The sequence below is a fragment of the Aquabacterium sp. A3 genome, assembly GCF_038069945.1.
In the GTDB taxonomy this organism is placed as follows: Bacteria; Pseudomonadota; Gammaproteobacteria; order Burkholderiales; family Burkholderiaceae_C; genus Aquabacterium.
The window spans coordinates 210,203-228,539 of record NZ_JBBPEV010000003.1; the positions used below are offsets into that span (position 1 = coordinate 210,203).

Consider the following 18,337-nt stretch of genomic DNA (forward strand, 5'->3'; position numbering starts at 1 on the left):
CATGAACGCCTTCGTGATGCAATTGCAACGTCTGACCGGCGCCGACGCCCGGCAGCTCCAGACCGTGGCGGCGCCCCTGGTCGTCATCGTCATCCTGTCGTTGATGGTGCTGCCCCTGCCGCCGCTGGTGCTGGACATGTTCTTCACCATCAACATCGCCTTGTCGCTGATGGTGATGATGGTGGCGGCCAGCATGCTCAAGCCGCTGGACTTTGCGGCCTTCCCGGCGGTGCTGCTGCTGACCACCTTGCTGCGCCTGTCGCTGAACGTGGCCTCCACCCGGGTGGTGCTGATGGAAGGGCACACCGGAGCCGGGGCCGCCGGCCGCGTGATCGAGGCGTTTGGTCATTTCCTGATCGGTGGCAACTTCGCGGTGGGCCTGATCGTGTTCGCGGTGCTGGTGGTGATCAACTTCGTGGTGATCACCAAGGGCGCCGAGCGGATCGCCGAAGTCAGCGCCCGCTTCACCCTGGACGCCATGCCCGGCAAGCAAATGGCCATTGACGCTGACCTGAGCGCGGGCCTGATCGATGAGAAGGAAGCCAAGAAGCGCCGTCGCGAGGTGGGCGAAGAGGCCGAGTTCCATGGCTCCATGGACGGTGCCTCGAAGTTCGTGCGCGGTGATGCCATCGCCGGCATCCTGATCCTGTTCATCAACATCATCGGCGGCATGATCATTGGCATGAGCCAGCACAACCTGGGTGCCGGTGACGCGGCCGATGCGTATGTGGTGCTGGCCATCGGTGACGCCCTGGTGGCCCAGATTCCCGGTTTGTTGATCTCGGTGGCAGCCGCCATCGTGGTGTCGCGCGTGGGCAAAGAGCAGGATGTGGGCGGCCAGATCCGCGAGCAGATGTTCGAAAACCCCAAGGTGCTGGCCACGGCGGCGGGCATCATCGGTTTGCTGGGCGTGATCCCCGGCATGCCGTTCCTGATTTTTGTGCCGGTGGCAGGTGGGCTGGGTTACTGGGCCTGGTCCATGAACGAAAAGCAAAAGCGCGCGGCCAATGCCCCCAAGAAGGAAGAGGCCCCGGTGGCACCCGCCAACCCGAATGGCGAAGCCACCTGGGACGACCTGCAGCCTGTGGACACCCTCGGCCTGGAGGTGGGCTACCGCCTCATCCAGCTGGTGGACAAAGAGCGTGGCGGCGATCTGCTCAACCGCATCAAGGGCGTGCGCCGCAAGTTTGCGCAAGAGGTGGGCTTCTTGCCGCCTTCGGTGCACATCAAGGACAACCTGGAGCTTCGCCCCAGCGTGTACCGCATCACCTTGCGGGGCGCTGTGGTGGGCGAGGGCGAGGTGTTCCCCAACATGTTGATGGCCATCAACCCCGGGCACGTCACCAACCCGATTGCCGGTACAGCGGCCGTGGACCCCGCCTTTGGCCTGCCCGCGGTGTGGATCGAAGAGCGTCAGCGGGATGCGGCGCAAATGGCCGGCTACACCGTGGTTGATCCCTCGACCGTGGTGGCCACCCATCTTTCACACTTGATGCAACTCCAGGCAGCCAAGCTGCTGGGACGGATCGAGACCCAGCAACTGGTCGAGCATGTGACCAAGCTGGCCCCGAAACTGATTGAAGACGTGGTTCCCAAAATGATCGGCATCTCTACCCTGCAGAAGGTGCTCCAGCTCTTGCTGGAGGAAGGGGTGCACATCCGCGACATGCGCTCGATCATTGAGACCATCGCCGAACAGGCCGCGATCATGCCCAATGTGGTGAATGACCCCTCAGAACTGGCCCGGCGCATCCGCATCGGTCTGGCCCCGGCCATCGTTCAGCAGATCTACGGCCCCGTCAAGGAGCTGGACGTGATCGCGATCGAACCCGATCTGGAGCGCCTGCTGACCCAGGCCCTGACCTCGGCCAACGGCCCCATGCTGGACCCCGGCGTGGCCGACCACCTCACCCGCGAGGCCGCCGAGGCCTCCAACCGGCAGGAAAACATGGGGCAACCCGCCTGCCTGCTCGTGCCTGACGCCATCCGGCCCTCCGTGGCCCGGTTGCTCAAGCGCGCTGCGCCCCGCCTGAAGGTGCTGGGGCACAGCGAAATCCCTGAGACCCACTCCATCCGCATCGGTACCCTGATTGGAGGCCACGCATGAACGTCAAACGCTTTACTGGACGGAACAGCCGCGAGGCCATGCAGAAGGTGAAAGCCGCCTTCGGTGACGATGCCGTGGTGCTGTCCACCAAGCCCGCCTCTGAGGGCGGGATCGAGATCCTGGCGATGGCGGCCGACAGTGTGCCGGCGGTGGACCGCATGGCCCAGGATGCGCCCGAGGTGGCATCGCCATCCGGCGATCAAGAGGCGCTGCCGTCCTTTCTGCAGCCCTCCCGCAAGGACGGCAAGTCTGGCAAGGGCGGCGCTCAGCAAGCCCTGCAAAGTGTGTCGGCGCTGGCCAATTCGGTGCAGGATGACGTCAAGCAGTTGGCCATGAGCACGCTGTCCTTCCAGGACTATGTGCGCGAGCGCATGCTGCGTCGCCGGCAGGCGGCCTTGCAAGCCCAAGAGCGCACCGAACCCGCCCTGGCCGCGAATCCTGAAGAGCAACTGCAGCAGCGTTTTGCCCCTGCAGCACGCCCGCCAGCCCGCCCCGCACCGGCCACGGCCCTGGACCTGAGCGAAGGCCTGGTGGCGCCCCAGCCCGACCGGCGCGAGCCCGCTCGCGCCGCTGCCGAGCCCGCCACGCGCGCCGCCCAGGTGGTGCCCTTGCGCGCAGACCACGCCGAGCTGGCGTTTGACCAGGTGGCACCGCGTCGCGATCAACCCCGCGCCGCCGCCCCCACCGCCGATCCGGCCATGGCCGAGGCCCTCAAGGCCGCTCAGGAGGCCAACACCGCCATGCTGGGCGAGTTGCGCTCGCTGCGGGCGATGATGAAAGAGCGCTTCGAAACCATGGCCTTCATCGAGAAGCTGGGCCGCACGCCCGCTCAGGCGGCCCTGGCGCAACGGCTGCTGGACGGAGGCTTCTCGGCCGTGCTGATCCGCAAGATGCTGGACGCGATGCCCGCCGAGGTGACCCATGGTGGCCACGATGAGCAGGCCTGGGCCGCCCAGGTGCTGCAGCGCAACCTGAACACCGCAGATCAATCCCCCGCCATCGAGGACCGGGGCGGCGTCTTTGCCCTGATCGGCTCCACGGGCGTGGGCAAAACCACCACCACCGCCAAACTGGCGGCTGCGTTCGCCGCCAAGCACGGCGCGTCCAACCTGGGCCTGATCACGCTGGACGCCTACCGGGTGGGGGCACACGACCAACTGCGCGCCTATGGCCGCATCCTGGGCGTGCCCGTGCACATGGCCCACGATCGCGCCGCGCTGGAAGACCTGCTGGAGCTGCTGTCGGCCAAGAAGCTGATCCTGATCGACACCGCCGGCATGGCCCAGCGTGACAGTCGCACCAAAGAGTTGCTGGACATGCTCACCCATCCAAGCATCCGCAAACTCCTGGTCATCAACGCCGCCACCCAGGGTGATGCCATCGAAGACGTGATGCACGCCTACCAGGCCAGCGCCTGCGAAGGCGTCATCCTGTCGAAGCTGGACGAGGCCGTGAAGCTCGGTCCGGCGCTGGATGCGTTAATTCGTCACAAGAGCCGTGTGCTGGGTGTGGCCAACGGCCAACGGGTGCCCGAAGATTGGCACAGGTTGTCGTCGCAAGCCCTGGTGCACCGGGCCCTGCGTGCCAGCCTGAACCCGGCCTATAGGCTGGACATCAACGAAGTCAATCTGGTGTTTGCCACGCCCACCCCGGTGGACGCCGGCATCGCCGCCAACCACGCCTGACACGCTGCCCATGAACCGTCCAGAACGACATGCTGCAGGCCGCACCGGAAGCCCTCCGGTGGATCAGGCCCAGGGTTTGCGCCGGATGTTCGCCACCCGTGTGTTGCGTTTCATCCCGGTGGTGGCCAGCCCGGAGGCCCGCTGTGGCGGGCTGGTGCTGGAGCGTTTGTGCACCGCCTACGAGAGCTTTGGTTTGCGCACCCTGGTGGTGGACGCCAGCCCCCAGGCGCGAGACCCTGGCGAGCTGGTGGCCTTTGACATCGCCGAAGGCATTGAGGCGCTCTCGAGCCACGTGAGCTACATGCCGGCGCGAGGCCTGCCCTTGCGGTATGCCGACGCACGCGGCTCATGTGCCACCTTGCTGGACGCGCTGGCGGACGCCTCGCCACAAAGCGATGTCGTGCTCTTGCACGCGCCCGCCAGCGAGTTGGCGCGGGTGATGGCCCAGCGTGCCCGTGAATGCAGCGTGCGCCCGCTGGTCTACACCAACGACCTGGCCGAGGGTCTGACGCAGGCCTACGCCGCCGTGAAGGTGCTGGCGCAGCGGGGCGGCTGGATGAGCTACGACCTGCTGGTGGCCGCACCCGTGCACAGCACGCAGGCGCAGGCGGTGGCCGATCGCCTGGCCCGGTGTGCCGATGATTTTCTGGGCGTTGCCCAGCGTCTTGCCGTGCAGCTGGATCTGCAGCAGGCCGCGCAAGCCCAGCCAGACGCCCGATTCCTGTCGCTGGCCAGCGGTCTGTTGCACGCTGCCCTGCCGCATTCGCTGGGCGACTCCGCCTTTGAGCACCTGACCTCGCCCGGCAGCGCCTTGCCCGGGCGCGTGGCCCCCGTATTCAACTGATGATGCCCTCGGAGACACACATGTACACCGCCAAAGGTCGTCTCGACATGGACTCGATGCTGCGTCAGTACAGCCCCCTGGTGCGGCGCCTGGCACACCAGATGATCGCCAAGCTGCCTGCCAACGTCGAGGTCGATGACCTCATCCAGGTCGGCATGATCGGGCTCAGTGACGCACTGACGCGATTTGATGCCGGGCAGGGCGTGCAGTTCGAAACCTTTGCCACGCAGCGCATCCGCGGCGCCATGCTCGACGAACTGCGCGGGGCCGACTGGATGAGCCGAGGCACCCGCAAACAGCAGCGCGACATCGAATCGGCCGTGCACAAGCTGGAGCAGCGCCTGGGCCGGGCCCCACATGAAAGCGAGATCGCCAAGGAAATGGGCCTCAGCCTGGTCGAGTACCAGGAAATGCTGGGCAAGGTGCGCGGCACCCAGCTCATCTACCTGGAGGACATGAGTGGCGAAGACGGCGACAACGACTACCTCGACCGGCATGTCACGGATGAAGGCAATGACCCGCTGAGCTTGCTCGAAGACCACCGCATGCGGCATGCCCTGGTCGAAGCCATCAAGAACCTGCCCGAGCGCGAGCAGTACGTGATGAGCATGTACTATGAACAAGACATGAACCTCAAGGAAATCGCGGCCGTGCTGGGCGTGACCGAATCGAGGGTGTGCCAGCTCCACAGCCAGTCCATCGCCAGGCTGAGGGTCAAGCTGCGAGAATGGTGAGGGCATGATGCTCACCGCTGCGATGGTCTCCCCTTTGAAGGAGGCAGTCGATGTGGTCCCCGTTCAGGAAGTTGCCAGCGCTCGCCACGGACGACGGTGCCCTGGCCCCCGATGAGCCCGTGGCGCACAGTGCCACGGCCCTGGCGCAGACGCTGGCACGAGACACCAGTGGCCTGGGGCGTGAGGCCGCCGAGCTGCGTGGCACGCTGGAAGACAGCGCAGCCGTGGCCGCTCGACAGGCCGACACCCTGCAGCAGTTGGTGAGCCACCTGCACAGCATCGTGCAGGCCCAGCAGCAGATTCATCAAGAAACCGACCACAGCGTGCAGGCCATGCAGCAGGCCCGCAACACCGTCGACCGTGTGGGGCGAGACGTCGGGCAGGTGGTCGACACCCTGCGCGATGTGGCCCAGGCCGCCCAGGAAATCACCCAGGTGGCGCTGCAGACTCGGCTGGTGGCATTCAATGCATCCGTGGAGGCCAAGCGGGCCGGGGAAGCCGGGGCCGGGTTCTCGGTGGTGGCCGACGCCGTCAAGACCTTGTCCACCCAGGTCGAGCACATCTCCAAAACCATCATGAGCACCGTGGGCAGCCTGGACCAGCGCATCCAGCGCCTGGCCGATGAGTTGCGCATGGACGAGCAGGCCCGCCAGGGCGGGCAAGCGTGCCTGGCCCAGGCCCTGGCTGGTGTTGAGTCGGGGGTGCAGCGCATCAAGGGCGCTGCCGATCACAGTGGCGCGCTCTCGTCGGGCATCCATGAGCAGATCGGGCGCATGGGCCAGGAGGTACAGCACACCCGCCAGTCGCTGGATGGGGCCCTGAAGCGCAGCGAAAGTGTGCTGGGCGTGTCCGAGCGCTTGATGGAGGTCATTGCCACATCAGGTGTGAGGACCGACGACACGCCGTACATCGAACTCGCGCAGCGCGTGGCGGCTCAGATGGCGCAGGCGCTGGAGCAGGCGGTGCAGCAAGGCCGCATCACCCTCGCCCAGTTGTTTGATGACCGTTATCAGCCCATTCCGGGCAGTGCGCCAGCGCAGCACACCACGGCCTTCAACGCCTTGACCGATGCGCTGTTGCCAGGGTTGCAGGAACCACCATTGCAGGCCTTGCCCCAGGTGGTGTTTTGCATCGCCGCAGACCGCAACGGCTACATCTCGACCCACAACCGGCAGTACTGTCATCCACAGCGGACCGGTGATGTGGCGTGGAACACCGCCCACTCGCGCTGGCGCCGCATCTTCAACGACCGCACCGGCCTGGCCTCGGCGCGCAACACCCGGCCTTTCTTGCTGCAAACCTACCGACGCGACATGGGCGGCGGCAATTTCGTGTTGCTCAAGGAGGCCTCGGCACCCATCGTGGTGCAAGGCCGGCATTGGGGCGGACTGCGTCTGGCGTACCGCTTTTGATCCGTAGGGGTCAGCCGATCCGCCCGAGCAGAAGGTACTCCATGAGCACCTTCTGCACGTGCAAGCGATTCTCCGCCTCGTCCCACACGACGGATTGGGGGCCATCGATGACCTCGGCCTCCACCTCTTCGCCCCGGTGGGCTGGCAGGCAGTGCATGAACAGGGCGTCGGGCTTGGCCACGGCCATCATGTCGGCGTCCACGCACCAGTCGGCGAAGGCCTTCTTTCGCGCTTCGTTTTCGGCCTCGTAGCCCATCGACGTCCACACGTCCGTGGTCACCAGATCAGCACCACGGCAGGCGTCCATCGGGTCCTTGAAGACCTTGTAGCAATCGGTGTTGGCGATGCCGGCCACGGCCGGGTCGACCTCGTAGCCATTGGGCGTGCTCACATGCACGGTGAAGCCCAGGATCTCGGCGGCCTGCAACCAGGTGTTGGCCATGTTGTTGCCATCGCCCACCCAGGCCACCACCTTGCCGGCGATCGAGCCGCGGTGCTCGATGAAGGTGAAGATGTCGGCCAGGATCTGGCAGGGGTGGTACTCGTTGGTCAAGCCATTGATGACGGGCACCCGCGAGTTGGCCGCGAACTTCACGAGCTTTTCTTGCTCGTAGGTGCGGATCATCACGATGTCGACCATGCGCGAGATCACGCGTGCGCTGTCTTCAATGGGCTCGCTGCGGCCCAACTGGCTGTCGCCCGTGGTCAGGTGCACCACCGAGCCGCCCATCTGGTACATGCCGGCCTCGAAGCTCACGCGTGTGCGGGTGCTGGCCTTCTCGAAGATCATGGCCAGCGTGCGGTCGGACAAGGGTTGGTACTTCTCGTAGTTCTTGAAGCGCTGCTTGATGATGGCTGCGCGCTGGAACAGGTAGTCGTACTCCTGGGCGCGCAGATCTTTGAACTGCAGGTAATGTTTGATGAGGCTGTTTCCGGGCTTCATGCGATTCAGGCCTTGGGTTCAGAGAGGAACTGCTTGATGAGCGGGATCAGGATACCGATCAGTTCATCAGCCTGCGCGGGTGTGAAGATCAGGGGCGGCAGCAGGCGCACCACCTTGTCGGCCGTCACGCTCAGCAGCAGGCCGGCGTCCAGCGCGCGGTTCAGGATCACGCCACAGGGCCGGTCCAGTTCGATGCCGATCATCAGGCCCTGGCCGCGGATGTCGACCACGCCGTCCACACCTGCCAGTTCACGGCGGAGTGCCGCCATCAGGTGCTCACCCACCTGGGCGGCGTTGGCCAGCAGGCCGTCTTGCTCCATGATCTTCAGGGTTTCAACGCCCGCACGCATGGCCAGCGGGTTGCCACCGAAGGTGGTGCCGTGGTTACCGGGCTTGAGCACGTCTGCGGCCTTGGGGCCACAGACCACCGCGCCCACCGGCACGCCCGAGCCCAGGCCCTTGGCCAGTGGCATCACATCGGGCTGGATGCCCGACCACTGGTGGGCAAACCATTTGCCGGTGCGGCCGATGCCGCACTGCACTTCATCGAGCATCAGCAACCAGCCTTGGCGGTCGCACAGGGCGCGCACGGCCTGCAGGTAGTCGGTGCGGGCCGGGTTGATGCCGCCTTCTCCCTGAATCACTTCCAGGAACACGGCCGTGACGTTGGGGCGCGTGCGGGCCACTTCCTCCAGTGCCGCGATGTCATTGAGCGGCACGCGCACAAAGCCTTCCACCAAGGGCTCGAAGCCGGCATGGACTTTGGGGTTGCCGGTGGCCGACAGGGTGGCGATGGAGCGGCCATGGAAGGCCTTCTCGTACACCACCACCTCGGCGCGATCGATGCCCTTGTCGTGGCCGTACTTGCGGGCGATCTTCAGGGCCGCTTCGTTGGCTTCCAGACCCGAGTTGCAGAAGAAGACATTGGTCAGCCCCGAGCGCTCCACGAGCATGGCGGCCAGTTCTTCCTGCAGCGGCACCTGGTAGTAGTTGCAGCAGTGGATCATCTTGCTCAGTTGATCCTGCAATGCAGGCACCAGCTTGGGGTGGTTGTGCCCCAGGGTGTTGACCGCGATGCCCGACAGGCCATCCAGGTAGCGTCGGCCCTCGGTGTCCCAGACGTCAGCGCCCTGACCGTGCGACAAGGCAACGGGCAGGCGGCCATAGGTGGGCATCACGTGGGGCATGGACACAGGGGCAGACATGACAGGCTTTCAAGCGCGAAGGGATGAAAAAACAAATGGCGCAGCCGACACTGCGCCCAGGCACATTCTATGTAAAAGCCACGGGATAACGCGCTCCGTATTGCGCGCAGCGCCCAGGTCCGGGACAATAGGCGGTGTCTGCATGGCGCGCCGGATTCGTCGCGGCCATCACCGGGCAAGGCGTTTGGTCACCCGCCGGTCGTCTTGCTTGCTCACCGCGTGTCACGGACACAATCCGTGTGCCGCGCTTGTTTTGCCTGTGAATTGACCCATTCCCAGTCCGACGGAAACGCCACCGTGTTGACGCCCAACGCCCATGCCGCCCCCAAGCCCTCGCCATCTCGAGAAATCTTCATTCAGGGCCTGACCCGGCAAGGGAAGGTGTTTCGTCCCAGCGACTGGGCAGAGCGTCTGGCCGGGGCCATGTCCTGTTTTCGTCCTGGCGGTGCCAGGTTGGGCCCTGGGGCTCACATCGGCTACTCACCCTATTGCGTGCCCACCACCCTGGACGGGGTGAAGTGTGTGGTCGTCAATGAGGCCTTGCGCGAGATCGAGCCCATGGCCTGGGACTTCGTCATGAACTTCGCCCGCGATAACGATTTACAGGTGGCCGAGGCGTGCCTGTTGCCTGATGCGCCGCGCGCCTGATCTGGGCGGCTTGACACCGAAGGCCGTGCCAACGCCGGCGCCAAAGAAAAAGCCCGCACACGGCGGGCTTTGTTCAGGGTGACGGCTGATCAGGCAGCGGTCATGCCCTTGATCTTGGCCGACAGGCGGCTCTTGTGGCGAGCGGCCTTGTTCTTGTGGAAGATGCCCTTGTCGGCGATCGAATCGATCACGCTTTGAGCGGTCTTGAAGGCGTCAGAGGCCTTGGCCTTGTCGCCGGCTTGCACAGCCTTCAGCACGCCCTTGATGGCGGTGCGGAACTTCGAGCGCAGCGCCGAGTTGGCGGCGTTCAGTTTGACGTTTTGGCGGGCGCGCTTGCGGCCCGACGCAATGCGGACGGTCTTCTTGGGTTTGGACGATGCCATGATCTTCGGGGCGCCGGGGATGCCTGAGGCGGGCGGCCAACCGCAGGCAAGCTGCAGCCTAAGCCCACGCCAGCTCGCACCACAGCGGCACCAGTTGGTTGGAAAGCCCAAAAGCATACCATAAGAGACCCAAAAATGACAAGGCGCACCCCAGGCCGCTTCCTATAATCGCGGCCCATGAGCCTGTTCAAATCTGCCTCCGTCGTGTCTTTGTTGACACTGGCGTCCCGCATCACCGGGCTCGTGCGCGAGTTGCTGGTGGCCTCTGCCTTCGGGGCCAGCGCCACCACCGACGCCTTCCAGGTGGCTTTTCGCATCCCCAACCTGTTGCGCCGCCTGTTTGCCGAAGGGGCGTTCTCTCAGGCCTTCGTGCCCATCCTGGCTGAAACCCGCGCCCGACAGGGCGACGCGGCCACCCACGCCCTGGTCAATGCGGTGGGCACGGTGCTGTTTGGGGCCTTGCTGGTGGTGTGCGTGGTGGGCGTGGTGGGCGCGCCCGTGCTCGTGTGGGCCATGGCCTCGGGCCTTCAGGACAGTGGGGGATTCGATGCGGCCGTGGTCATGACCCGCTGGATGTTTCCCTACATCGGCTTCATGTCGCTCGTGGCCTTGAGTGCCGGCATCCTCAACACCTTCAACCGCTTTGCGGTGCCTGCGGCCACCCCGGTGCTGCTCAATGTCACGGTGATCACGGCCGCCGTGCTGCTGGCGCCCTGGTTGCGCGGGCAGGGCATCGAGCCCGTGTATGCCCTGGCCGTGGGCGTGATGGCCGGCGGGGTCTTGCAACTGGCCATCCAGGTGCCCGCGCTGTGGCGCATCGGCATGGTGCCGCGCATCGGGCTGACGCCGGGGGCATGGCGCGCCGCCTGGCAGCATGACGGGGTCAAGCGTGTGCTGCGTCAGATGGCCCCGGCCATCCTGGGGGTGTCGGTGGCGCAGTTGTCGATGCTCATCAACACCCAGATCGCGTCGCACCTGGGGGCCGGATCGGTGTCGTGGCTCACCTATGCCGATCGCCTCATGGAGTTTCCCACCGCCTTGTTGGGCGTGGCCTTGGGGGTGGTCTTGCTGCCGCAGTTGTCCAAAGCCCAGGCCGGTGGGGATCAACGGCGGTTTTCCGAGCTGCTGGACTGGGGCTTGCGCCTGGTCATGCTGCTGGCCCTGCCTGCCGCGGTGGCCTTGCTGGTGTTTGCCGAGCCCCTGGTGGCCGTGCTGTATCACTATGGACGGTTCAGCGCCCACGACGTGCAGCAAACCATGCTGGCCTTGTCATGCTACGGCGTGGGCCTGATGGGGCTGATCGGCGTCAAGGTGCTGGCGCCTGGCTTTTATGCCACCCAGGACATCCGCACGCCGGTGCGGATAGGCATCGTCGTGCTGGTGCTCACGCAGTGCATGAACGCGCTGTTCGTGCCCTACCTGCAGCATGCTGCGCTGGCCTTGTCCATTGGCCTGGGCTCGCTCATCAACGCTGCGTGGCTGCTGATCGGCCTGCGCCGCACCGGGCGTTACCAGCCTGCAGCAGGCTGGTGGTTGTTTGCGCTGCGCGTGCTGGTGGCCACGACCGTGCTGGGGGCGGGCTTGTGGGCCGCTGCCCACCACCTTGACTGGGTGGCCTTGCGCGAGCAGCCCTGGCTGCGCGTGGGGGCGCTGGCCGCGTGCCTTGTGGGGGCCGCACTGGTGTACTTCGGCACCCTGATGGCCACAGGCCTGAAGCTCAAGCAGTTCATTCGGCGGTGAGCGCCGTCGGTCGGCCTTAGACGGCGCCGCGCACCAGGTCCATGGCCTCATCCACCCGCTCTACCGGGTGGATGGTCAGCCCGTCGATGGGTTTTTTGGGCGCGTTGGCCTTGGGCACCACCGCCACCGTGAAGCCCAGCTTGGCCGCTTCTTTCAGGCGCTCTTGGCCGCGCGGGGCCGGGCGCACTTCGCCAGCCAGTCCCACCTCGCCGAAGGCGATGAAGCCCTTGGGCAGAGGCTTGCCCCGCAGGCTGCTCTGGATGGCCAGCAGCACGGCCAGGTCGGCCGCCGGCTCGCTGATGCGCACCCCACCCACCGCGTTCACGAACACATCCTGGTCGCCACAGGCCACGCCCGCGTGCCGATGCAGCACCGCCAGCAGCATGGCCAGGCGGTCACGCTCCAGACCCACGCTCAGGCGGCGGGGGCTGGGGCCGCCGGCATCCACCAGGGCCTGGATCTCGACCAGCATGGGGCGCGTGCCTTCCAGCGTCACCAGCACGCACGAGCCTGGCACCGGCTCGCTGTGGGTCGACAGGAAGATGGCGCTGGGGTTGCTGACGCCTTTGAGGCCTTTGTCGGTCATGGCGAACACGCCAATCTCATTGACCGCGCCAAAGCGGTTCTTGATGGCCCGGATCAGGCGGAAGCTGCTGTGCGTGTCGCCCTCGAAGTACAGCACCGTGTCCACGATGTGCTCCAGCACGCGGGGGCCCGCGATGGCGCCTTCTTTGGTCACGTGGCCCACCAGCACCACCGTGCAGCCGCTGGCCTTGGCCACCCGCGTCAGGTGGGCTGCACATTCGCGCACCTGCGCCACCGAGCCGGGGGCGGAACTCAGCTGGTCCGAAAACAGGGTCTGGATGGAGTCGATCACGCAAAACGCTGGCTTTTCAGCCTCGAGCGTGGCGATGATGTTCTCCAGCTGAATCTCGGCCTGCACCCGCACTTTCGAGCCGTCCAGCCCGAGGCGACGGGCGCGCAGGGCCACCTGGGCGCCGCTTTCTTCGCCGGTCACGTACAGCACCTTCATCTGGTGCGACAGTGCATCCACCGTCTGCAGCAGCAGGGTGGATTTGCCGATGCCAGGGTCGCCACCGATCAGCACCACACCACCGGCCACGATGCCACCGCCCAGCACGCGGTCCAGCTCTTCCAGGCCGGTGGGCGTGCGTGCCACCTCGGCGGCCTCGATCTCGGACAGTGTGGTGACGGCTTGGGCGGCATTGAGCCCCCTGGCCATGGCCTGAAGGCGGTTTTTGCCTGAGCCGCTGGGCTCGGCCCGGGTCTCTTCCAGCGTGTTCCAGGCGTTGCAGTGCGGGCACTTGCCCAGCCATTTGGGGCTGATGCCCCCGCACTCGCTGCAGGTGTAGACGGTTTTTTCCTTGGCCATGCGCGATTGTCGGTCAGGCCGAGGTCTCGGCCTCGCCCGATTGCACAGCCTTGAATCGCTGCTCAAACTCTTGCCGCAGTTGGCGGCGCAGCTGCGCGGCCTTGAAGCGGCGGATTTCGTCAGGCGTTTGAGGGCTCAGCGGTGGCACGGCGGTGGGCTTGTGCTCGTCGTCCACGGCCACCATGGTGAAAAAGCAGCTTTGTGCGTGCCTAACCACCTGGGTGCGGATGTTTTCGGTGACCACCTTGATGCCGATCTCCATCGACGACTTGCCGGTGAAGTTCACCGACGCCAGGAACGTGACCAACTCGCCCACGTGGATGGGCTGCCTGAACGTGACCTGATCGACCGACAGTGTGACCACGTACGTGCCCGCGTAGCGCGATGCGCAGGCGTAAGCCACCTGGTCCAGCAGCTTGAGGATGGTGCCGCCGTGCACGTTGCCCGAAAAGTTCGACATGTCGGGGGTCATGAGCACGGTCATGCGCAACTGGTGGCGGTGGTGGTCAATGTCCATGGTGTGGTCAGAAAAAATGGGATGGGCTGAACGGCGCAAACTCTGTGCCAGCAACGAGGTCAGGCCTGCGCCCTGGCATGGCCGCTGTCTTGCGGGTCGCGGTCTTGCGGGTCGATCACCACGAAGGGTACCCGGGGGGAGACCGCACACATCAGTTCATAGCCGATCGTGCCGCAATGGGCCGCCACCTCGTCGATGGGCAACAGGCTGTCTGCGGGTCCGGTGCCCCACAGGGTGACCTCGCTGCCCACGGCCGCGTCGGGCAGGTGCTCCAGGCTGACGGTGATCATGTCCATCGACACCCGGCCGGCCACGCCGGTGCGTTGGCCATCGACCAGCACGGGCGTGCCATCGGGCGCGTGCCGAGGGTAGCCGTCGGCGTAGCCACAGGCCACCACGCCGATGCGCATGGCCCGGGGCGCCACGAAACGGCTGCCATAGCCCACCGTGTCGCCAGCGTTCAGGTGCTGGATGGCGATGAGTTGAGAGCGCAAGCTCATGGCGGGCTTCAGGCCCCAGTGCGAGGCCGGGTGTTCGGGGTGGTCGGGCGATGCGCCGTACAGCATCACGCCTGGCCGAACCCAGTCGCCGCGCACGGCCGGATCATGCGCGTGGCGCAGGGTGGCGGCGCTGTTGCACAGGCTGCGCTCGCCCGGCAGGTCGTGCGTGTGCTGCACGAACACCTCAAGCTGATGGGCGATGCCACGGGGGCCATCGGCATCCGAGAAATGTGTGATGAACGAGACTTCGTCCACCTGTGGCAAGGCGCTCAGGCGCGCCCAGGCCTGTCGAAACGCCTCTGGCCGAAAGCCCAGGCGGTTCATGCCCGAATTCATCTTCAGGAAGACACGGTGCGGCCATTCGGTCTTGTGTTGCGCCAGCCAGTCGATCTGGGCTTCACTGTGCACGACGTGCCACAGGTTCAGTCGCGAGCACCACTCCAGGTCGCGCGCGTCGAACACCCCCTCCAGCAGCAGGATCGGGCCGCGCCAGTCCATCTCGCGCAGCTTGCGTGCTTCGTTGAGGTCCAGCAGGGCAAAGCCATCGGCGGCGCGCAGGCCCTGGTAGGCGCGCTCCAGGCCATGGCCGTAGGCGTTGGCCTTGACCACGGCCCAGACCGCCGCGTCCGGTGCGTGTTGACGAACCACGCCCAGGTTGTGTCGCAGGGCGTCCAGGTGAACGAGGGCTTCGAGAGGGCGGGGCATTTTGTGATTGTGCCAGTCGGCCCGTGGACTGTTCGCGCGTGCGCAAGGGGGGCGCATGCTATAACGGCCGACTTTCACAGGTCTCCCCGATCCGCCGCGCCTCATGAAAAAAGGCTTTTACACGATCATGCTGGCGCAGTTCTTCAGCTCGCTGGCCGATAACGCCTTGTTCGTCGCGGCCGTTGCCTTGCTGCATGCCCAGGGTGCCCACGAGTGGCAGCGCGCCGCCCTCGTGCCCATGTTCGCGCTGTTCTACGTGGTGCTGGCCCCCTTTGTGGGGGCCTTCGCCGACGCCTTGCCCAAAGGGCGCGTGATGTTCATTTCCAACAGCATCAAGGTGGTCGGCTGCCTGATGATGCTGTTCGGACACCACCCCCTGCTGGCTTATGCGGTGGTGGGGCTGGGTGCTGCGGCTTATTCGCCGGCCAAGTACGGCATCCTCACCGAGTTGCTTCCGCCCTCCCAATTGGTGAAGGCCAATGGCTGGATCGAAGGCTTGACCATCACCTCCATCATCCTCGGGGTGGTGTTGGGTGGGCAACTGATGGGGCCTGTGCTGGCGCCTCACCTTCAGGCCTGGCTGGATGGCGTGGGCGGACTGCAGGCGCCCTCTGCGGCTGAAGCGGCCATTGCCAGCATCACCGTGTTGTACGTGGTGGCAGCGGGTTTCAACCTGCGCATTCCGCGCACGGTGTCGCACCACCATGCCATGAACGCCCACCCCGTGGCGCTGGTGCGCGATTTTGTCGATTGCAACCGCCGTCTGTGGCGCGATCGGCTGGGGCAGATCTCCTTGGCCACCACCACGCTGTTCTGGGGGGTGTCTGGCAACCTGCGGTACATCGTTCTGGCCTGGGCCGCCGTGGCCTTGGGCTATGACACCACGAAGGCGTCGGCGCTCGTGGGTGTGGTGGCCGTGGGCACCGCCGTCGGCGCCGTGTGGGCTTCCATGAAGATGCAACTGGATCGCGCGACCGCCGTCATCCCGCTGGGGGTGGGCATGGGGGTACTGGTGCTGGGCATGAACTTCCTGCGGGATGTGGAGCTCACAATTCCGTTCATGATTTTGCTGGGCGGCCTGGGTGGGTTTCTGGTCGTGCCCATGAATGCCTTGCTTCAGCATCGGGGGCACAACCTCATGGGGGCGGGGCGTTCCATCGCCGTTCAGAACTTCAATGAGCAGGCTTGCATCCTCGCGCTCGGGGCGCTGTACGCCGGGCTCACCACGGCAGGTCTGTCGGCCTATGGGGCCATCACGGCCTTTGGGCTGGTGGTGGCGGGCACCATGGCGCTCATCGGGCTGTGGCACCGTCACAATGCGAAGCATCACGCCCAGGAGCTGGAGCGTTTGCTCGAGATCGCGCGCAATGATGCGCATCATGCAACGCTGGTGCCCCCCACCAGCGACGGCAAGCATTACTGACAATCAGCAACGCAGCTTTACACGTTCAGCGTCGTCACCGGCTGCTGGCACTGCGTTGAATGAGGGAAAGGAGACCCCTCATGCGAGTCAATTCCCTCATCTCTTCTGCCCGCTTGTGGCTCACTTGCGCGCTGGCGGCCTCGGGCGCTGGCATGGCCCAGGCAGGCGATGTGTACTGGTCGGTCGACATCGATGTGCCCATTGAACGCCATGGCCGAGTCGGCACGGTCGTCTCCAATGTGCCCGGTGGCGTGGTGCGAGGAGGCCAGACCGTGGTGCTTGCCCCGGCGCCGGTGGTGATCAAGACCGTGGCGCCCCGTGTGCATCACCCGCGTGAGGTCATCGTGGTGCCCGTGCGGCATGCGCATGGCAAGCCTGCCTGGGCGGGCCATCGGCATCGCCACGTTGGCCACCACCATGCGCACCATGGTGGCTGGCACGCACGCGCAGAGCGACGGGAAGACCGTCGCGAGCAACGGCGAGAGCATCGCCGCGAACGCGACTGGCGCTGAGTCGTGAGGGGGGGTGCGGGGGGATCAGCGTCGGCGGCTGCCGCCGAGGATGGACCCCAGCACCCCCCGGATGATTTCCCGTCCCACCGTGGACCCGATGGTGCGGGCAGCCGACTTGGCCAGCGCCTCAAACACCGAGTCGCTGCGCGATGCCGGCGCACGGCGCGCGGTTTCCCGGGGCGCTTGCGCGCGGGGTGCGGGCGAACGCTCGCGCATCACCTGCTCGGCCTCGTCCAGCATGCTGCCGGAGCGCGGTTCGGCGGTGTCCAGGCGCTGTTGGGTCTGGGCCTTGAGTTTTTCGTAAGCCGATTCCCGGTCCAGCGCCTTTTCATACACGCCGGCCACCAGCGATCGTTGCAGCAATTGGCGGCGCTGCTCGGGTGTGATCGGCCCGATCTGGCTGCCCGGCGGCAGCACAAACACCTGCTGCGTGATGCCCGGGCGGGCCTTTTCATCCAGCAGGCTGATCAGGGCCTCGCCCACACCCAGTTCGGTGATGGCCGCCGTGATGTCCAGGCTTGGGTTGGCGCGCATGGTTTCAGCCGCCGCCTTGACGGCCTTCTGGTCGCGGGGCGAAAACGCCCGCAGCGCGTGCTGCACGCGGTTGCCCAACTGGCCCAGCACCGTGTCGGGCACGTCCATGGGGTTTTGTGTGACGAAGTACACGCCCACGCCCTTGGAGCGCACCAGGCGCACCACCAACTCAATGCGCTCGACCAGCGCGGCGGGCGCGTCCTTGAACAGCAGGTGGGCCTCGTCGAAGAAGAACACCAGCTTGGGCTTGTCCAGATCGCCCACCTCGGGCAGGGTTTCGAACAACTCCGACAGCATCCACAGCAAGAAGGTGGCGTACAGGCGGGGCGCGTTCATCAGCTTGTCGGCCGCCAGGATGTTGACCACGCCACGGCCATCCACGGTCTGGATGAAGTCGTGGATGTCGAGCATGGGCTCGCCGAAGAACTTCTCGCCGCCTTGCTCTTCAATCTGCAGCAGTCCACGCTGGATGGCGCCGACGCTGGCCGGGCTGATGTTGCCGTACTCGGTGGTGAAGTCCTTGGCGTGGTCGCCCACGTGTTGCAGCATGGCCCGCAGGTCTTTCAGGTCCAGCAACAGCATGCCTTGGTCATCGGCCACGCGAAACACCAGTTGCAGCACGCCTTGCTGGGTCTCATTCAGTCCCAGCATGCGCGACAGCAGCAGTGGCCCCATGTCCGAAATGGTGGCGCGCACTGGGTGGCCTTGCTCGCCGAACACGTCCCACAAGGTGGTGGGGCAGGCCTGGGGCTCTGGCGCGGGCAGCCCCCGGTCGGCCAGGATGCCGGCCACCTTGGGGCTCAATTGCCCAATTTGGGAAATGCCCGTCAGGTCGCCTTTGACGTCGGCCATGAACACCGGCACGCCCGCGGCGCTGAGGCTTTCGGCCAGCTTTTGCAGGGTGATGGTCTTGCCCGTGCCCGTGGCCCCGGTGATCAGCCCGTGGCGGTTGGCCAGCGAGGGCAACAGGTGGCATTCGATGTCGCCGTGGCGGGCAAGCAAGATGGGGTCGGCCATGGGCGGGCTCTCCGGTGGTGTCGCGAGGGTGGGGC

At 65.8% G+C, this 18,337-nt stretch carries 16 protein-coding genes; 9 read left to right on the forward strand and 7 right to left on the reverse strand.

Features of this window, described 5'->3' with window-relative positions:
* Position 1 precedes the first annotated feature (1 nt).
* The 5 genes from flhA to WNB94_RS12630 are packed head-to-tail and all read left to right on the forward strand — an operon-like array spanning position 2 to position 6,782.
* Positions 2-2,107 carry a flagellar biosynthesis protein FlhA gene (gene flhA, locus WNB94_RS12610; protein ID WP_341390759.1) on the forward strand — a complete coding sequence of 702 codons (2,106 nt, stop codon included), beginning with the start codon at positions 2-4 and terminating at the stop codon, positions 2,105-2,107.
* The gene (gene flhF, locus WNB94_RS12615; protein ID WP_341390760.1) at positions 2,104-3,792 is read left to right on the forward strand and encodes a flagellar biosynthesis GTPase FlhF; all 1,689 of its coding nucleotides are present in this window, start codon (positions 2,104-2,106) and stop codon (positions 3,790-3,792) included. Before flhA ends, flhF begins: the two co-directional genes overlap by 4 nt.
* 10 nt (positions 3,793-3,802) lie before the next feature.
* Positions 3,803-4,636: a flagellar biosynthesis protein gene (locus WNB94_RS12620; RefSeq protein ID WP_341390761.1), complete on the forward strand. Its 834-nt coding sequence runs from the start codon at positions 3,803-3,805 to the stop codon at positions 4,634-4,636.
* A 20-nt stretch (positions 4,637-4,656) separates the two neighbouring features.
* Positions 4,657-5,370 carry an RNA polymerase sigma factor FliA gene (locus WNB94_RS12625; RefSeq protein ID WP_341390762.1) on the forward strand — a complete coding sequence of 238 codons (714 nt, stop codon included), beginning with the start codon at positions 4,657-4,659 and terminating at the stop codon, positions 5,368-5,370.
* 50 nt (positions 5,371-5,420) lie between these two features.
* Positions 5,421-6,782 (forward strand): methyl-accepting chemotaxis protein, encoded by a 1,362-nt coding sequence (locus tag WNB94_RS12630; RefSeq protein WP_341390763.1) that lies wholly within the window; start codon positions 5,421-5,423, stop codon positions 6,780-6,782.
* Between the two features lie 10 nt (positions 6,783-6,792).
* Here WNB94_RS12630 and argF read toward each other — a convergent pair whose 3' ends face one another.
* Together argF and WNB94_RS12640 are read right to left on the reverse strand one after the other, a co-directional pair.
* On the reverse strand, positions 6,793-7,725 hold the full coding sequence (argF, locus tag WNB94_RS12635; protein WP_341390764.1) for an ornithine carbamoyltransferase: 933 nt from the start codon (positions 7,723-7,725) through the stop codon (positions 6,793-6,795).
* A gap of 5 nt (positions 7,726-7,730) precedes the next feature.
* A complete protein-coding gene (locus tag WNB94_RS12640) occupies positions 7,731-8,930 on the reverse strand; it encodes an aspartate aminotransferase family protein (RefSeq protein ID WP_341390765.1) in 1,200 nt (399 codons plus the stop codon).
* Positions 8,931-9,227: 297 nt separating this feature from the next.
* Here WNB94_RS12640 and WNB94_RS12645 point away from each other — a divergent pair, with 297 nt between their 5' ends.
* On the forward strand, positions 9,228-9,578 hold the full coding sequence (locus tag WNB94_RS12645; protein WP_341390766.1) for a DUF3579 domain-containing protein: 351 nt from the start codon (positions 9,228-9,230) through the stop codon (positions 9,576-9,578).
* 89 nt (positions 9,579-9,667) lie between these two features.
* On the opposite strand, the gene rpsT is transcribed toward WNB94_RS12645, so the two are convergent.
* Positions 9,668-9,961 (reverse strand): 30S ribosomal protein S20, encoded by a 294-nt coding sequence (rpsT, locus tag WNB94_RS12650; RefSeq protein WP_341390767.1) that lies wholly within the window; start codon positions 9,959-9,961, stop codon positions 9,668-9,670.
* 177 nt (positions 9,962-10,138) lie between these two features.
* On the opposite strand from rpsT, the gene murJ reads away from it, so the two are divergent.
* Positions 10,139-11,701: a murein biosynthesis integral membrane protein MurJ gene (murJ, locus tag WNB94_RS12655; protein ID WP_341390768.1), complete on the forward strand. Its 1,563-nt coding sequence runs from the start codon at positions 10,139-10,141 to the stop codon at positions 11,699-11,701.
* Between the two features lie 16 nt (positions 11,702-11,717).
* Here murJ and radA read toward each other — a convergent pair whose 3' ends face one another.
* The 3 genes from radA to alr are packed head-to-tail and all read right to left on the reverse strand — an operon-like array spanning position 11,718 to position 14,816.
* Positions 11,718-13,094 (reverse strand): DNA repair protein RadA, encoded by a 1,377-nt coding sequence (gene radA / locus WNB94_RS12660; RefSeq protein WP_341390769.1) that lies wholly within the window; start codon positions 13,092-13,094, stop codon positions 11,718-11,720.
* A 13-nt stretch (positions 13,095-13,107) separates the two neighbouring features.
* On the reverse strand, positions 13,108-13,611 hold the full coding sequence (locus tag WNB94_RS12665; protein WP_445819071.1) for an acyl-CoA thioesterase: 504 nt from the start codon (positions 13,609-13,611) through the stop codon (positions 13,108-13,110).
* Between the two features lie 59 nt (positions 13,612-13,670).
* Positions 13,671-14,816 (reverse strand): alanine racemase, encoded by a 1,146-nt coding sequence (gene alr, locus WNB94_RS12670; RefSeq protein ID WP_341390770.1) that lies wholly within the window; start codon positions 14,814-14,816, stop codon positions 13,671-13,673.
* Between the two features lie 103 nt (positions 14,817-14,919).
* Between alr and lplT the strand changes: the two genes are divergently transcribed.
* Together lplT and WNB94_RS12680 are read left to right on the forward strand one after the other, a co-directional pair.
* Positions 14,920-16,239 carry a lysophospholipid transporter LplT gene (lplT, locus tag WNB94_RS12675; RefSeq protein ID WP_341390771.1) on the forward strand — a complete coding sequence of 440 codons (1,320 nt, stop codon included), beginning with the start codon at positions 14,920-14,922 and terminating at the stop codon, positions 16,237-16,239.
* Positions 16,240-16,319: 80 nt separating this feature from the next.
* The gene (locus tag WNB94_RS12680; RefSeq protein WP_341390772.1) at positions 16,320-16,751 is read left to right on the forward strand and encodes a hypothetical protein; all 432 of its coding nucleotides are present in this window, start codon (positions 16,320-16,322) and stop codon (positions 16,749-16,751) included.
* Positions 16,752-16,775: 24 nt separating this feature from the next.
* Here the strand turns inward: WNB94_RS12680 and WNB94_RS12685 are convergent, their stop codons facing one another.
* On the reverse strand, positions 16,776-18,302 hold the full coding sequence (locus tag WNB94_RS12685) for a helicase HerA-like C-terminal domain-containing protein (RefSeq protein ID WP_341390773.1): 1,527 nt from the start codon (positions 18,300-18,302) through the stop codon (positions 16,776-16,778).
* Between the last annotated feature and the right edge of the window lie 35 nt (positions 18,303-18,337).

Bases quoted from the DNA above. Each gene is read 5' to 3' on its own strand.
- rpsT (WP_341390767.1), bottom strand. From the start codon at position 9,961: ATGGCATCGTCCAAACCCAAGAAGACCGTCCGCATTGCGTCGGGCCGC.
- flhF (WP_341390760.1), top strand. From the start codon at position 2,104: ATGAACGTCAAACGCTTTACTGGACGGAACAGCCGCGAGGCCATGCAG.
- WNB94_RS12625 (WP_341390762.1), top strand. From the start codon at position 4,657: ATGTACACCGCCAAAGGTCGTCTCGACATGGACTCGATGCTGCGTCAG.
- WNB94_RS12620 (WP_341390761.1), top strand. From the start codon at position 3,803: ATGAACCGTCCAGAACGACATGCTGCAGGCCGCACCGGAAGCCCTCCG.
- WNB94_RS12665 (WP_445819071.1), bottom strand. From the start codon at position 13,611: ATGGACATTGACCACCACCGCCACCAGTTGCGCATGACCGTGCTCATG.
- WNB94_RS12680 (WP_341390772.1), top strand. From the start codon at position 16,320: ATGCGAGTCAATTCCCTCATCTCTTCTGCCCGCTTGTGGCTCACTTGC.
- WNB94_RS12640 (WP_341390765.1), bottom strand. From the start codon at position 8,930: ATGTCTGCCCCTGTGTCCATGCCCCACGTGATGCCCACCTATGGCCGC.
- flhA (WP_341390759.1), top strand. From the start codon at position 2: ATGAACGCCTTCGTGATGCAATTGCAACGTCTGACCGGCGCCGACGCC.
- WNB94_RS12630 (WP_341390763.1), top strand. From the start codon at position 5,421: ATGTGGTCCCCGTTCAGGAAGTTGCCAGCGCTCGCCACGGACGACGGT.
- argF (WP_341390764.1), bottom strand. From the start codon at position 7,725: ATGAAGCCCGGAAACAGCCTCATCAAACATTACCTGCAGTTCAAAGAT.
- lplT (WP_341390771.1), top strand. From the start codon at position 14,920: ATGAAAAAAGGCTTTTACACGATCATGCTGGCGCAGTTCTTCAGCTCG.
- alr (WP_341390770.1), bottom strand. From the start codon at position 14,816: ATGCCCCGCCCTCTCGAAGCCCTCGTTCACCTGGACGCCCTGCGACAC.
- radA (WP_341390769.1), bottom strand. From the start codon at position 13,094: ATGGCCAAGGAAAAAACCGTCTACACCTGCAGCGAGTGCGGGGGCATC.
- WNB94_RS12685 (WP_341390773.1), bottom strand. From the start codon at position 18,302: ATGGCCGACCCCATCTTGCTTGCCCGCCACGGCGACATCGAATGCCAC.
- murJ (WP_341390768.1), top strand. From the start codon at position 10,139: ATGAGCCTGTTCAAATCTGCCTCCGTCGTGTCTTTGTTGACACTGGCG.